The following is a 14804-nucleotide window of genomic DNA, read 5'->3' on the forward strand; positions in this document are numbered from 1 at the left end:
CCATGGATGGATGTACTACAGCAATACATGAATAAGTTGACGGGTTCAGCACCACGCAGTGCTGCGTTCCGTGCTGACATTCCTTACGGGGAATGGCGTTCTATGCTCGCTGCCGGCTTCACCGGGCGGCTGGGCGGGTTCCCGGAGACTCCGGCTGAGCTTCAGCCGGTATTGCTGGAGCGGGTCGCCTGCTCCGGATATACCCGGGAGCGTATAGAGATCACTACCTATGACGGATTGAGGATGCCTCTATACCTCCTCATCCCGGAACAGGCGGTTCCTTCCCCGGTGCCTGCCGTGATTGCCGTTCACGGACACGGCTACGGCAGCCGGGAGATTACCGGCCTGAATCCGGACGGGTCAGACCGTGAGGGAGAAGCGGGACTGCATAAGGATTTTGCTGTCTCTCTAGTGAAGCAAGGGTATGTGGTCGCTGCCCCGGAAGTGCTGGGATTCGGTGACAGACGCCTGGCAGAAGACCTTGCCAGCGGTGAGCCGGGACGGAATTCCTGCTTCCGTCTGTCCTCGGCGCTCTTAATGACCGGGCAGACCATGGCTGGCTACCGCATCTATGAAACGATGCGGATACTGGATTATTTGCAGACCCGGGATGAAGTTATAGGTGAACGGATAGGGATCATGGGCATTTCCGGCGGCGGATTGGTGGCCGGCTTCACAGCAGCACTTGACGAGCGGATACGTTGCGCCGTGGTGAGCGGATATGCGAATACTTTTGCAGACAGTATTCTGACGCGGAACCATTGCCTGGATAATTATATCCCCGGGATTCTGCTCGAAGCAGAGATGCCTGATCTGCTGGGTCTGATTGCACCGCGCGGACTGTTCCTGGAGTCGGGGGATGCAGACCCTCTATTCGGCCCGGAAGGGACGAGGAAGGCTTTAGCCAGACTGCAGCTTATTTACAGTGCCGCCGGACAGAACGGGCAGGTTGAGGCGGATTTTTTCACAGGCGGTCATGAAATTCATGGAGAACCGGCGTTTGCCTGGCTGCGCAGGCAGCTTGCCGGTAATTAAGGCCAAACTTAGCTTGCAAGGCAAGCGACTGGAGGAATTGGGATGTCTATATCAGAAGCAAGCACAACAAGCTGGGCCCGCAAAATTGCGGATACGATTCTCAGCCAGTGCAACGAACAGGGTGAGCATGCCTATGTGCTGGAACGCTGGGCTTATGTCCCGGGCATGCTGCTGATGGCGGTGGCACGTGCCGGTGTCCAGCTTGGTGAGCGTAAATATGTGGGCTATATGCAGAGGCATATGGATAGCTTCATCGGCGAGGACGGATCAATCCGTACGTACCGGCTGGAGGAGTATAATCTTGACCAGATCAACCAGGGCAAAAATCTGTTCCTGCTGTATCAGCAAACCGGAGAGCAGCGTTATGCCGAAGCCGCTCATATGCTGGCTGCCCAGCTAATCGGACACCCCCGCACCTCTGAGGGCGGATTCTGGCATAAGAAGGTATATCCGTTCCAGATGTGGCTGGATGGGCTGTATATGGCATCGCCGTTTCTTGCGGAGTATGGCGCAGTCTTTCAGCGTCCTGAACTGATCGACGAGGCCGCTCATCAGCTTCTGCTGATTGAACGCAGAACCCGCGATACGCGGACCGGGCTGCTCTATCACGGCTGGGATGAATCGAAGGAGCAGGAATGGGCCAATCCGGTTACAGGCCTGTCCTCCCATTTCTGGAGCCGGGCGATGGGCTGGTATGCGATGGCGGTGGTGGATTGCCTGGAACATTTCCCGGTTACTCATCCTAAGCGGGGAACAATCATCGGAATATTCCAGCGGATGTGCGGAGCACTTGTGGAGGTACAGGACAAAGAGACCGGACTCTGGTATCAGGTGCTGGATCAGGCGGACCGCAAGGGGAATTACCTGGAAGCCTCCGGCTCATGTATGTTCGTCTATGCAATGGCCAAGGGGCTAAGACTAGGCTATCTCGAACCTTCATTTCATGAAGCCATGCGGAGCGGCTATGAGGGGATTCTGACGCATCTGGCCGGTGAAGATGATCAAGGCGTTCACCTGCATCGAATCTGCCATGGTGCCGGGCTGAGCAAAGACCGCAACGGCTCCTATGACTATTACATTTCTGAAGCCGTATTGTCCGATATACCGATGGGCGTTGCTCCTTGGCTGCTGGCTTCACTTGAAGTAGAGAAATTATGACGTCGCACCCGGCCGTATGTACTGCTCCATTTGCTGCTTATGGTGTTTGTCATGGGGAATAAAGTCTTCCAGATAACCCCGGATGCTGAATTTCTGGCCGTCCCCGTCAATATACTCCTTCACCAATTCTTCATCGCTTAAAGCTGTGGCGGCATCCAGGATTTTGGTCCGGTAGAGCACGAATTGTCCGATAGCCGCCTGCTTCGTCAGTGACTTGGCATATTCAATAGCGCGGGCGTTGAACTCATCAAAGTTTTGCTGCCGGAGGGTCAGCGGCTGACCCTTCATTATTTTAGCGAAAGCTTCTTCATAAAAGTACTTGTCCCACTGCGTAAGGTGGCAGAGCATTTCTTTTAATGTCCATTTACCTGCCGCGACCGGAGTTTCCCAATGCATCTCTTCGAGGGTATTCAGCGATTGGATGTAAGGGATCAAAGACCGGAATTCAAACACCAGTTGCTCGTTCGTAGCCGTTGCCATAAAAAAGACCTCCAGTTCAAATATATATTCAGCTTCTTCTATATCTTCACTATATCTTATGAACTTGACCACAGTCCGTCAGGTTAGAATGATTGCTGCGTGAAGATCTCAAGTATAGCAAAACAGGAACAGCCCACCTGGCAGGCAGTTGTTATAATGAAATCACCGATCGGGGAAAGGCTGGGTGGCTGCTTGAATTACAGCAAGGATATGGAGAGATGCATTGAATATATTGAACAAAATATAAAAGAAAATTTGACTGCCGAGGAAATTGCCGCGGAGACGGGATATTCGCTGTATCATTTCAGCCGGGTATTCAGCCTGTGTAAGGGGATGTCCGTGATGGAGTATGTGCGCAGCCGCAAGCTGTCTTTGGCAGCGGTGGAGCTGTTCAGCGGCAAGCGGATCATTGATATCGCGCTGGAGTATGGCTTTGAGACGCAGAGCGGGTTCACAAAGGCGTTCCGCAAGGCTTTTGGCTACAGTCCCTCGCAATATGCGGCGCGGATGAATGGTTATCTTCAGGACGGTCCTATTTTTGAAATCGGAGGTTATCTAATGAATCCAGTGATTGTACAGAAACCGGCTTTTCAGGTCGCAGGCTACGGTATAGCAACAAATGTGGCGGAAGGCAATTATACGAAGGATATGGCTTCCTTCTGGAGCCACTATGAAGGTGAAAATCTGGAGTCTAAAATGTACGAAATCCTCGCTCCACCTAAACATGGAGAAGTTGGGTTATGTGCTCCGGCATTGGACAGCGGCAATGCTTCGTATCTGCTTGGTGTGATTGTGGACGATTTCACCAAGGTCACACCGGATATGCTGACAGCTGAAGTGCCGGAGGCCCAATATGCCGTATTCACTACACCACCTGTGGATACTTCGGAGGGGAAGGATCAAGAGGCGTTCGTGCAGGTGATTAAGAGCACCTGGAAGTATATTTTTGAGGAATAGTTTCCGGGGGGCGGGTACGATTATGATGACGGTAAGCTGGATTTTGAGTTCTACGATGAGCGCTGTCATTCCCGGGTGGATACAGTGATGGAGATTTATGTTCCAGTGAGGGTGCGAGCGGGAAAATAGTCATGTGTGCCAAAGGCTGTTCGGTGAATAGCCGCAACTGCGGGAATGTTTGGACTTCCGGCCGCTGTTAAGGTTGGATTTCTTGATTTGAGCCGCTGTGCAGCGGTGGAAATCCAACCTTAAAGGCGGACGCTGGCGCTCCTCCAGTTCCAAAATTCCCTCCGTTACTCTCACCTTCACAACCTTTACCTATTATTCCTATTTGCACGGTCGCTGTGGGTAGCGACCGTGCAAAAGGCCCGCTCGCACAAAAATATGTGCTGGCGGGCCTTTTGCAACATGCCGGTCCGCGGACCTTTAGAAATAAGGACAATCAGTCAAAGCCCGCTGAGTGTTTCAAATGCTGTAAATAACGGGCACGGATCAGCAGAAAGTACAGGATTTGCGCGGCAAGGAAAACGATGTAGACCGTAATGGCCGATTGAGTCACCGGGGAATGGAATAGATTATGCAGCGCGTAGAGCGCAACTGAGCTGTGGATGAGCGAGACCGCGAGCGGTACGAAAAACAACAGCGCCAGTTGTAGAGTTGTCACCTTCTCAAGCTCCTTGTCGGTCAACCCGATCTTCGTTATGGAACGGTACTTCTGCTTGTCATCATTCAGGTCGGTAAACAGCCGGAAATATAGAAAGCTTCCCGATGCAACAAAAAATACTGAACTGATGAACAACCCGACGAAAAGCATCAGATTATAGGTCCGCTTCATCTGCTCCTCCAAATAGGCAGAAGATGCGAACCAATAACCGGAGGTTGGTGCATGTCCGAGCTGCCCGGCAATGGCCTTCCCGGTTTCCGCCGTTGAATCGGCGCTGTCCGTATCATAAGCGGTGAGAAGCTGTTCTTTTTTCGGAGTGCCCAAGGAGCCAAACATCCGATCCGAAACGATCAACAGCGGTTCATCGATCATGGGAGGCGTGACCGCCTTTCCGACGGTTTGTTTCATGTTGAATGTGATGGATGTTCCCTTTATGGACCACTCGTGTTCCGGAAACGGCCGATTTGTCAGGGTCCAAAGGGTCGCAGCTTCATTTCCCTGCAGTGACAGTTCCGGGTAATCCAAGGCTTTGGCTAGCTTGGTATATTCGGACAGGCGGATGAAGTTCAGAGATTGTCCATTTATCGAATCGAAGCTCGCTACATGAACAGACCATTTATCATAACGAATTCCCCGTTCTTTGAGCACTTGTTCAATTATTTTCGTGTGAGAGGCTGCCTGCCCGGCATCGCCGGTAGTTTGGATGTAAGTATAGGCGAACGGGTAAGCAGCCGAGACTTGTTTGTGGATGGTATCCAGAAATCCCATCAAGCCGCCCATAGCGCAAATGGCGACTGTCGAAACGATCGTCACCAGAAAGAACATGCGGGCGTTGTCCTTCATGCGGTAAGCCATGTCAGATAAAACGAGCACATTTGTTTTGCGCAAAAAGACAGCGCGGTTGCTTCTTAAAGCGCGAATCACAAATACGCTTAATTGTGTGTACAAAAAGTAAGTGCCGATGATGACTATGACCGTGACCGGCAAAAGAGCGAAAACGACCGTGGCACCTATAACCTGGAACGATATGATATATCCCCCAAGAAGAAGGCAGAACGCTGTAATGGAAAGAAAAACGGATGATTTAGGCTCAGGCTTCGGTTTGGCGCTGCTTTTCAGCAGATCGATCGGCTTGCTGGCCCGTACGAATACAGCTGTGAACGCGGAAATGACGAGAAACAACAGCACGAATGCGGACAGAGTAAGCAGAATGGCTGTGCCAGGCATGTAGTATGGCAGCGGGCTCATGTGCATCACATCGGCTCCGATCATCATGAATAGCTTGGCGAACAGCATGCCGGCGGTAAGACCTGCCACAATGGAAGCGAAACCGATCACCATATTTTCGATAAAGACGATCTGTCGCAGCTGATTGTAGGTCATACCGTGCATGATGAGCACACCGAATTCCCGTTTGCGGGATTTCAGGAAGGCACTGCCGGAATAGAGTACGAAGAAGATGGAGAACACATATACGATATATTCCGCAACAGTCATTGCCTGAGCCGCCGATCCGTTGAATCCGGAATTTTTAATGGCAGGGTGAAAAATAAAAACAGCATACATGAAAAAGATCATCACCGAAAACGTGCTGCTCAGAAAAAAAGCGGCATATGTTCGTTTGTTCCGGCTAACATTACGGAAGGCAAATTGTCGCAATGTCATTTATTGACCCTCCGGGCTTGTTACCGGAATGGTAATCATGGACGGGATACACCGGGAACTCCTCTTAATGAACACGAAGCGGTGAAAGCTCATGTGCATTCCCTCCCATTAGCGAAAGCATATCGATAATCTGCTGGAAGAAGGCCTGGCGGTTGTCCCCCCTGTAAAATTCATTATAGAGCCGGCCGTCCTTGATAAATACGACCCGGTGGCAGTAGCTGGCCGCGAGAGCATCATGGGTGACCAGCAGCATGGTCGTATGATCGGTATGGTTGATGGTCTCCATCATTTCCATGACATCCCGTGAGGATTTGGAATCGAGATTTCCGGTCGGCTCATCGGCCAGCAGCAGCGAAGGGGAATGAATGATGGCCCTTGCAATGGCGGCCCTCTGCCGTTGCCCTCCCGACACTTCATAGGTTCGTTTATTCAGAATTTCGGTGATGCCCAGTTTTTCGGCCACCGGATGAAGCTTGGCGTCCATCTCTTTCACACTTTTCCCGTCCAGCGTAAGAGGGAGAATGATATTTTCCCCGATGGTCAGCGTATCCAGCAGATTGAAATCCTGAAAGACAAAGCCCAGCTTCCGTCTGCGGAACAGGGCCAGATCGTGTTTGGATAACAAATGAGGGTTGTCCCCATTAATCAACACTTCCCCGGAGGTAGGCGTGTCGATTGTGGATACTACGTTTAGCAGCGTTGTTTTGCCACTGCCGGAAGGACCCATAATGCCGACAAATTCGCCTTTCCCAACAACCAGGTTCATATCACTCATCGCTTTATACCCCATGCTGCCATCATATACTTTTGCCAGATTGCGCACGATTAACATATCCATATCAAGCATTCTTCCTTTCATGGGGCCGGAATTTCGACTATCCAAGGCTCTCCCGCATAATCATAACCGCTCCACAATCGCTATCCCATCGATTATCCTTAAACCAATCTTACAATGCTGTAATAAAAAACAAAGCATGTTCATGGAGCTTGAACATGCGTGATTCCCATCCATATACGTACTGCGGTTCCTTGGCCCTGCTCGGATTCAATCTCGACTTGATGATCAAGCCGTGAGGCGATTTCCCGAACCAGGTAGAGACCCATGCCGGTGGATTCGCCGAACCGTCTTCCGTTTTCCCCTGTAAAATAGGCGTCGAACACCCGCTTGATATCCTGTTTCGGGATTCCCGCGCCGTTGTCCCGAATCTCAAGAGCGGCTAGCTGTCCGCGTACATCCGAGCGAATCAGGACACGGCTGCTTGCGCCTGCTGAATACCGTACCGCATTGGTGATTAATTGGCTAAGTGCGAACGCAAGCCACTTGTCATCAGACATGACCATCAGCCGGTCATCCACCTGGATTTCCGGGAAGACCTTATTGCGGATAAATAAATTTTTGTGTTCAGCCACCACTTTCCTGACCAGCTGATGAAGCTGCACCGGCTCCGCCACGAAATCCTGCTCGAATGCATCCAAGCGTGAAGTATACAGCACCGTGTCAAGCCCCTTCTTCAGCTTGTCTATTTCCTCTCGAAGGCTGTCAAAAAAGGGGTCGGTTTCATTCTGAACCGCAAGATGCATAACGGAGAGCGGGGTTTTCATCTGGTGCACCCACTGATTGATGAAGGTGATGTGATCGTTTAGCTTTTTCCGGTATTGTTGGATATCGTTCTGATACAGACGATAGTTCCCCTGGAGCAGAAGCCGAAGAGCACCCGCGAGCGGTGCGTTCCCGGCAAATTCGGCCGATTCGTCCATGGACAAAAGCGGACGGGTCAGCCTCCGGTAAAACCGGTAATGACGGATATAACGGTATATCAGGTAAAACGCGAATAAGGCCGTATTTACGATGCAGATGTACACAAGATCGAAGGTATTCCGGAAACCGGATAAGCTGCACATATATACAGTCAGCAGAAGCTGTCCGGTATACATAAAGATTAACGGAGCCTGCTCTCTCCAAAACAGCCTCATGGCTCCTCCCTCCAGAAAGGCCGCAGTTTATATCCGGCCCCCCGCACGGTTTCCAGCGCTTCTTCAACGCCGAGCTCGGATAATTTTTTGCGGATACGCGTGATATTGACATTAAGCGTGTTGTCATCAACTACCTGTTGACTGTTCCACAGCTTGTCCAGAAGATAGTCGCGGCTGACCACCTTGGAGCTGTTTTCCATCAGTGTTTCGATCAGCAAGGATTCTTTATGACTGAGATCTACGGTTTTGCCGGATAAGGTCAGCTCAAGCCTTTCGGGATACAACACGAGTCCTGTGCATTCTACGGTCCGTTCCCTCTTGCTCAGGGCGTATGAGCCGTAAGCGCGGCGAAGCTGGCTCTTGATCTTGGCCATGACCACTTCATAATCGAAGGGCTTGGCGATATAATCGTCAGCCCCGTTCTCCAGCGCCATGACCAGCTCCATCTTGCCGTCGCGGGCGGAGATGAACAGAATCGGGCAGGTGGAGACCGTCCGGATTTGTCTGCACCAGTAATAGCCGTCGTAACGGGGCAGATTGACATCTAGCAGCACCAGATCCGGACGAATGTCCTGGAACACCTCCATAACCCGGTCGAACTCCTGGACCGCTTCAGCCCGATACCCGTATTTCTCCACATAGGATTGAAGCAGCTGCGCCAGCTTAAGATCGTCTTCTACAATCAGGATACTAAACATAGATTTGGCTCCTTTTCTGATTTGAAAAAACACCAGCATGCCGTCTCCGAGGAGCGATTGGAACTTACTGTGTTTCTATGGCTTGAATAGGCTGGATTAGGTTCAGCTGTAAACTATTATAACCTCAAGCGGCACTCTTTCAAGCGGATGAGAAACCGTTATACGGGTCCTCCACTCCCGCAAGCGAATTTCATACTTGTAAGATTAATGTAAGGTAAATCGATAGCTCAGTCCGGTCTGTGAGGATAAGATTGGAACAAACAAAAATAGAAAGTTTTAAAAAGGAGAATCGGGATGAGACTGTTTGAACTGTTGCTTTTTTTATCAAACATCGGCTTGTTTGCATGTACAGTCCTATTCAAAAAAGGACGGCGTAAAACTCCAGTATTCGTTGCAAGCGTGATCGCTACACTTTTACTGGTCATTCATTGGACGGTGGAAGGATACAGAGTTCAGCTATTGTTCCCCTATGGCCTAACGATCCTTTTTTTAGTTGTTTCAGGGTTTAGCTATTTTAAAAAAATCGGCCCCAAAAAAATTCCGCGATTCATATGGGGTACGGCTTATACCGCTATAGCGGTGATGCTGGCTGTAACAGCGATTCTTATGTATGCTTTTCCTGTATTTAAACTACCTGAACCCACAGGCGGATTTAAGGTAGGTACGCAAACCTTTCATTTCGTGGATACCCATAGGAAAGAGATTTACGGCGAAGACAGAGAGGGTCATAGAGAATTAATGGTTCAGGTATGGTATCCGGCTCAAGCGGGCACCGGCAAGTATGCTCCCTTTATTCCTGAACCCCGGATTTTAAGTTATATGGCCGCGGACTATGGACTTCCCGGGTTTACTTTTGGGCACCTGAGGTACGTATCCAGTCATACTTATTCGGGGGCTGAAGTCTCTCCGGCACAGAAATCATACCCGCTGATCCTTGCAAATCCCGGCAATGGCTCTTCCAGGTTCCTCCACACGTCGCAAGCTGAAGATCTCGCGAGTCACGGATATATCGTGGCTGTGATCGACCACACCTACAATACATTTGCCACCGAGTTTCCGGACGGGCGAATCACGACCAGCACCACCAACGACTTATTCTCACCCAGCAATGATTACCGGACAGGAATAGAAATTCGCGACAAGCTGGGAAAAGTCTTAACCGGGGATGTGGCGTTTGCGCTGGACCAATTCGAGCTCATCCAATCGGGGCAGATTCCAAGTCATATCAAAGGAAAGATTGATCTCGGTCATGTCGGGGTGTTCGGTCATTCCATCGGCGGAGCAACGGCCTATGACGCTGCTTACGATCCGCGAATCGCGGTTGGCATAGACCTTGATGGAGGGCTTTATCGTCTGCGGGACAGAGAGGGTCTGCGTAAGCCGTTTTTGTTCCTCAACTCGGAAAGCTATTTCGAAAAATTAAAAATGGTGATGGATAACCGGGTTTACACGGATGCAGAGCTTAGCCGTATGGGCTCGACTAGAGAGTGGGAGGATCAAGTCACGGAAGATAAAAAGTTGGAGCTTGAGCGGATGCGAGAAACGGTCGGAGTAGGGGGACGAGTCCTATATATCAAAAATACGGAGCATTTAAATTTTACCGACGTACAGTTTATTTCTCCGATTTTCAAAATGCTGGGCGTTACAGGAAAGATTGAGCCCCAAAGAGCAGACTCCGTGATCAATGCCTATATGCTGGATTTCTTCGATAGGTATCTGAAAAAGCAAGGCGGAAGCTTAATGAAAGGACCGGATAGCCGCTTTCCGGAGGTGAAGTTCGTAAATACGCTTTCATAAATAACGGAACAGGCTATCCCAGCCGAGCATAACTCTCCGATTGGTTGAAGCGTGGAGAGTCGGATGCTTGCTTGTCTAAAAGAAAAGGGCACGAACCAGCGCATTTCCGCTAGGGAAACGCGCTGATAGTGCCCATTTGCTTCTACATAAATTTCCGCTGCACCCTTTTACCGTCATAGGTAAAAAGGGCTTTTTTGTCTTCGACCACGGTCTGCAGGTGCACGGTGCGGCCCCAGAGTGCATAGATGTGCGGCAGGGTGCGCTCCAGGTACTTCAGATCCAGCTCGATGCTCTCATAGCGGTGGGCGATCAGCAGTTCCCCGTTGCGCTCATAATCCGCATCCTCAACGACAAGGTAAGGCGAGCCGCCATTGACCCGGGCCAGCACCAGCTGGTCACGGACATTTTCCCAGGCCTTGTCAGTGATTTTCCATTCCGGGCCCTTTTTCTCGAAGACGTACAGGTCCAGATCATTGACCAATTGCTTCGACAGATAGCTGCGGATAAAAGAGATGTCGGAGTCCAGCTCCCGGACCTCGAACATTTTGTCACGGTCCCAGCGGCGCTCGATGTCCTCAAAGATCTTCAGCCCCAGGTAGTAGGGATTGAGGCTCTGCCGGGAGGGCTGCACGACCGAGGAATTCAGCTTCGCGTATTCGATCGTCTCCTCAGGTGTCAGGTCCAGCTCGCGCATGATCCGCTGATGCCAGTAGGAAGCCCAGCCTTCGTTCATGATCTTGGTTTCCATCTGCGGCCAGAAATAGAGCATCTCGTCATGAAGCATCGTCATGATGTCGCGCTGCCAGTCTTCCAGCGCCGTCGAATACTGCTGGATGAACCAGACGATATCCTTCTCCGGCTCGGGCGGAAACTTACGCTTCCCGGCGGTTTCCGGTTCCGGACCGGCAGCCTTGCCGTTCTCCAGATCCCACAGCTCATCATAGGGATTGGCCGGGCCAGGAGTTCCGGGAGGCGTATCTTTACGTTCCTTCATCTTGGCTTCAAGCAGGTGGGTCTTGCCCAGCTTGCGGGGCTGGATCAGACTGGGGTCGATATGCTCCTGAACCGCCAGCACAGAATCAATGAAGCCCTCTACGGCATCCATGCCATAGGTGACCGAATAATCGGCGATCCGGTCTGCTGTGGCCGACATACTCTCCACCATGTCGCGGTTCGACATGGAGAAACGCATGTTGTTTTTGAAGAAATCGCAGTGGGCCAGCACATGCGCTACGATCAGCTTGTTCTGGACCAGCGAGTTGCCGTCCAGCAGGAACGCGTAGCAGGGGTTGGAGTTAATGACAAGCTCATAGATTTTGCTTAGACCAAAATCATATTGCGATTTCATCTTATGAAACGTCTTTCCGAAGCTCCAGTGCCCGAACCGGGTAGGCATCCCGTAGGCACCGAACGTGTAGATAATGTCAGCCGGGCATATCTCATAACGCATCGGGTAAAAATCCAGCCCAAATCCGGAAGCAATCTCCGTAATCTCGGCAATCGCCCGTTCCAGCGCCCTAATCTCATCTCCGGGCATGAATCCATCTCTCCCTCCAGCTTGGGCTTACACTGTAACCTATTCTGACAAGGCCGCCAAGGTTCTACGGCAACGTCCGGAATTGCTCTACTTATGTATATGGGAGGGGAGAGAGGTGTATGACGTTCTGAATAGTCTCTGGGGCAGCAGGGTTCTGCTGAGAATGCCTGAAAGTATAGAGCTGTTGTAAAAAGGATGAAGCAGCAGCCGATGAAGTTGACGCAGCATTTCATCTTTGGAAAATTGACTACAGGACAGAATACAAGCAAAGCAAAAAAAGATTAGGCATCTCACACCTAATCTTTTTCTTTGGTTGGATACATAACAAGCTCTGCCAAATTCCTTATACCGGCAGCTCCCGTTTAATTTTGCCAGTCGACCGTCACTGTGCCTACGCCGCTGGTTGGTGTTGTATACGTATGGTTGCTGCCGCCTTCCCAGTTGACGGTGGTGCCGTTCGACTTGACGAACTTGAATTGCAGCGCCGTCCCTGCGGGTACGCTGACGTCGAAATACCATGTTGGATAGGATGCTTCAACTACATTGTACATTGGGCCAATCGCACCAGAGACGTTCCAGGCACCAAGCTCAGCTACATTTCCGGCCAGGTATACCTTTGTTCCAAGGGCTGTGGTGGCGTTGTTGACTTTAAAGCGTACGGTGACCTGATCGGCCGTCAGTACATTGAAATTGCTGAAAGCATTGCTCTTCGTACTGGAAGCAGTGGCTACCGATACATTCGTCTTGCCGGCAGAGACACTTGGGATTTTCACTTTAATCTGGGAGTCTTCCCAGCTCACAATGTTTGAACCGGTGACAGCCGTAGTGCCGAAATACACCGTGCCCGCCGTGCTGCCAAAGCCGCGGCCGTCAATCGTCACGGTATTGCCCGGTTTGCCCATTGTCGGTCCGACATTGGCGATGGTCGGCGAAGTCTCTGCCGCCCCATATTGCCAAACCGCTGTTCCGCCGGCTGAAAGCGTGAAATTGGTCACAGAGCCGGTGCTGCCAACGGTAATTGAATTGCCGTTTAACAGGCCGCCCAGCACATCCGAATAGGTGCCCGCAGGTAGCGACGTCAACAGGTTCGAAATCGGATAAGGCGTGGACGTGTTGCGGTTGATAGCAACGAGGGCGACGCTTTTGCCGAATTTCCGTTCATAAATGAAGACGTCGTCATTGACCCAGCACTGTTTTGTCGTTCCGTAGGCAATAGCGGGATTAGACTTGCGCAGCGGGGCCAAGGCTTTAATCAGTTTGTAAGCTGTTGTGTTGGTGTTAAACCCTGTCATCATAGCCCGGTTATTCGGATCACCAACGCCGGTCATGTACTGCTCGGTACCATAGTAGATGGCCGGTACTCCGCGGGATGTCAGTGTAAGCGCCAGTGCTTGTTCGGTTGGCCGCGTGCTGGAACCCGCTACACTGAAGCGGTCCATATCATGATTGTCTATAAAGGTTACCATATTATTAATATAATCATAGCTGGATGCGGTAGACGCTAACACTGAGTTGAGATCGTTCATAGTTTCCGATTTGTCCTTGAATACTTCTCGAACTTCCTGAGCGTATGCGAAGTCTAGCAGGTTCATACCACTGTTGTTGGCAAAATTGACATTGTCCGTACTGGTCTCGTCAGGGCCAAGGAACCATTCACCGAAGGTGAAAACCGGATGACTGCCGCTATAGATGGAGGAGACGTAGCTTTTTTGCCAGCCCAATGGCATATGTTTCACTGCATCAAATCTGATTCCGTCTATACCGAGGCCAAGCCAGAGGTCTATAGCTTCCTTGAAATAGCTGTCAATCGTGCTGTTATTTTGATTGATGTCCGCCAGATCAAAGAGATTTCTGTAAATGCCATCTTCAATGGTGGAAAAATCCGTGCCGCCGTTGTGATGAAACAAACCGCTGGAGTCACTTCCATAAGCTCCGAGCAACGTGCCGTTATTATACAGCTTACCATTCTCGGCAAAGCTTGCGTTCGTGGACGAAGCCGGGCTGGTATGGTTTGGAGCAAAGTCGATAATGACCTTGATGTTATTCGCATGCGCTGTAGAGATCAGGTTTTGAAAATCGGTAAAGCTCCCGAAGGCAGCATTGGTTTTTTTGAAATCCCGGGGCCAGTATCCATGATAAGCTGTGTTGTTAACGCCGGAATAGTTGATGACAGAGGTGATGTTCTCCACAGGCTGAGAAATCCAAAGTGCCGTAACTCCCATACCGGTCAGGTAGCCGTCATTGATTTTATTGATGATTCCCTGCCAGTCGCCTCCAAAATACAGTTTTAAATTGGAATGATCGCTGCTGAATGCAGAACCTGTCGGATTGTTAGACGAATTGCCGTCTGCGAACCGGTCGGTCACAATTTGATAAACAACGTCCGTACTGTAATCAAGTTTGTTATTAACGCTTGTATCTGGGGAAGCCCATGCGGGCAATGCGGCACCCAGTACCATGCTCATCGAAAGCGATAGGGTTGTCAAAAGCTTTGAGTACGTTTTCATGATTCGAGTCTCCTTTTAAATGTTCCGTCTTTAATCATCGGATCGGTCCTGCTTTGCCTCCAGAAAAGCGGTGCGCAACCGCTTGGGAGCCGGCAGGGCCAATAAGACACTTACTTTATTCTTCTTCAGCATCTGCCTGTTTCACGGTGAACCGTATGCAATGATGAAAAAAATCGTTGCGCTTAGCAGACGCAAACAGAGGGTTATCTCTGCATCTTACGTTGAATCTAGTGACAAAAAATTTGTACAAATGACAGGAAACCGGTTTCCACACCAAAATACCACTCTATCAGGATCAAGTCAATGACTAAAATGGGATTATTTATAAAAAA

11 protein-coding genes are annotated in these 14804 nt (G+C 50.6%); 4 read left to right on the plus strand and 7 right to left on the minus strand.

The window, feature by feature from the left end; genetic code table 11:
* Positions 1-6: 6 nt before the first annotated feature.
* Together A3842_RS27840 and A3842_RS27845 are read left to right on the plus strand one after the other, a co-directional pair.
* A complete protein-coding gene (locus A3842_RS27840) occupies positions 7-1035 on the plus strand; it encodes an alpha/beta hydrolase family protein (protein ID WP_074084607.1) in 1029 nt (342 codons plus the stop codon).
* Between the two features lie 42 nt (positions 1036-1077).
* The gene (locus A3842_RS27845; protein WP_074103458.1) at positions 1078-2193 is read left to right on the plus strand and encodes a glycoside hydrolase family 88/105 protein; all 1116 of its coding nucleotides are present in this window, start codon (positions 1078-1080) and stop codon (positions 2191-2193) included.
* On the opposite strand, the gene A3842_RS27850 is transcribed toward A3842_RS27845, so the two are convergent.
* Complete coding sequence (locus A3842_RS27850) at positions 2188-2673, minus strand: DinB family protein (RefSeq protein ID WP_083609768.1); 486 nt, start codon at positions 2671-2673, stop codon at positions 2188-2190. The genes A3842_RS27845 and A3842_RS27850 overlap by 6 nt on opposite strands.
* Positions 2674-2829: 156 nt before the next feature.
* On the opposite strand from A3842_RS27850, the gene A3842_RS27855 reads away from it, so the two are divergent.
* A complete protein-coding gene (locus A3842_RS27855; protein ID WP_218618705.1) occupies positions 2830-3630 on the plus strand; it encodes an AraC family transcriptional regulator in 801 nt (266 codons plus the stop codon).
* Between the two features lie 442 nt (positions 3631-4072).
* Here the strand turns inward: A3842_RS27855 and A3842_RS27860 are convergent, their stop codons facing one another.
* The 4 genes from A3842_RS27860 to A3842_RS27875 all read right to left on the minus strand — a co-directional run bounded on the left by A3842_RS27860 (position 4073) and on the right by A3842_RS27875 (position 8631).
* Positions 4073-5959, minus strand: a complete 1887-nt coding sequence (locus A3842_RS27860; RefSeq protein ID WP_074103459.1) for an FtsX-like permease family protein — start codon at positions 5957-5959, stop codon at positions 4073-4075.
* A gap of 64 nt (positions 5960-6023) precedes the next feature.
* Positions 6024-6797 carry an ABC transporter ATP-binding protein gene (locus A3842_RS27865; RefSeq protein WP_074103465.1) on the minus strand — a complete coding sequence of 258 codons (774 nt, stop codon included), beginning with the start codon at positions 6795-6797 and terminating at the stop codon, positions 6024-6026.
* Positions 6798-6937: 140 nt separating this feature from the next.
* Positions 6938-7933 (minus strand): sensor histidine kinase, encoded by a 996-nt coding sequence (locus A3842_RS27870; protein WP_074103460.1) that lies wholly within the window; start codon positions 7931-7933, stop codon positions 6938-6940.
* Positions 7930-8631, minus strand: a complete 702-nt coding sequence (locus A3842_RS27875; protein ID WP_074103466.1) for a response regulator transcription factor — start codon at positions 8629-8631, stop codon at positions 7930-7932. The genes A3842_RS27870 and A3842_RS27875 overlap by 4 nt, the downstream gene beginning before the upstream one ends.
* Before the next feature lie 294 nt (positions 8632-8925).
* Between A3842_RS27875 and A3842_RS27880 the strand changes: the two genes are divergently transcribed.
* A complete protein-coding gene (locus tag A3842_RS27880; protein ID WP_074103461.1) occupies positions 8926-10428 on the plus strand; it encodes an alpha/beta hydrolase family protein in 1503 nt (500 codons plus the stop codon).
* Positions 10429-10570: 142 nt separating this feature from the next.
* Here A3842_RS27880 and A3842_RS27885 read toward each other — a convergent pair whose 3' ends face one another.
* Together A3842_RS27885 and A3842_RS27890 are read right to left on the minus strand one after the other, a co-directional pair.
* Positions 10571-11965, minus strand: coding sequence for a SpoVR family protein (locus A3842_RS27885; protein WP_074103462.1), 1395 nt, complete (start codon positions 11963-11965; stop codon positions 10571-10573).
* A gap of 362 nt (positions 11966-12327) precedes the next feature.
* Positions 12328-14472 (minus strand): alpha-amylase family glycosyl hydrolase, encoded by a 2145-nt coding sequence (locus A3842_RS27890; protein ID WP_074103463.1) that lies wholly within the window; start codon positions 14470-14472, stop codon positions 12328-12330.
* Between the last annotated feature and the right edge of the window lie 332 nt (positions 14473-14804).

The sequence above is a fragment of the Paenibacillus sp. P3E genome, assembly GCF_001909045.1.
Taxonomy (GTDB): domain Bacteria; phylum Bacillota; class Bacilli; order Paenibacillales; family Paenibacillaceae; genus Paenibacillus_AQ; species Paenibacillus_AQ helianthi.

Coding starts and splice junctions, on each gene's coding strand:
- A3842_RS27890 (WP_074103463.1), bottom strand. CDS start 14,472: ATGAAAACGTACTCAAAGCTTTTGACAACCCTATCGCTTTCGATGAGC.
- A3842_RS27850 (WP_083609768.1), bottom strand. CDS start 2,673: ATGGCAACGGCTACGAACGAGCAACTGGTGTTTGAATTCCGGTCTTTG.
- A3842_RS27845 (WP_074103458.1), top strand. CDS start 1,078: ATGTCTATATCAGAAGCAAGCACAACAAGCTGGGCCCGCAAAATTGCG.
- A3842_RS27880 (WP_074103461.1), top strand. CDS start 8,926: ATGAGACTGTTTGAACTGTTGCTTTTTTTATCAAACATCGGCTTGTTT.
- A3842_RS27860 (WP_074103459.1), bottom strand. CDS start 5,959: ATGACATTGCGACAATTTGCCTTCCGTAATGTTAGCCGGAACAAACGA.
- A3842_RS27865 (WP_074103465.1), bottom strand. CDS start 6,797: ATGGATATGTTAATCGTGCGCAATCTGGCAAAAGTATATGATGGCAGC.
- A3842_RS27855 (WP_218618705.1), top strand. CDS start 2,830: ATGAAATCACCGATCGGGGAAAGGCTGGGTGGCTGCTTGAATTACAGC.
- A3842_RS27840 (WP_074084607.1), top strand. CDS start 7: ATGGATGTACTACAGCAATACATGAATAAGTTGACGGGTTCAGCACCA.
- A3842_RS27875 (WP_074103466.1), bottom strand. CDS start 8,631: ATGTTTAGTATCCTGATTGTAGAAGACGATCTTAAGCTGGCGCAGCTG.
- A3842_RS27870 (WP_074103460.1), bottom strand. CDS start 7,933: ATGAGGCTGTTTTGGAGAGAGCAGGCTCCGTTAATCTTTATGTATACC.
- A3842_RS27885 (WP_074103462.1), bottom strand. CDS start 11,965: ATGCCCGGAGATGAGATTAGGGCGCTGGAACGGGCGATTGCCGAGATT.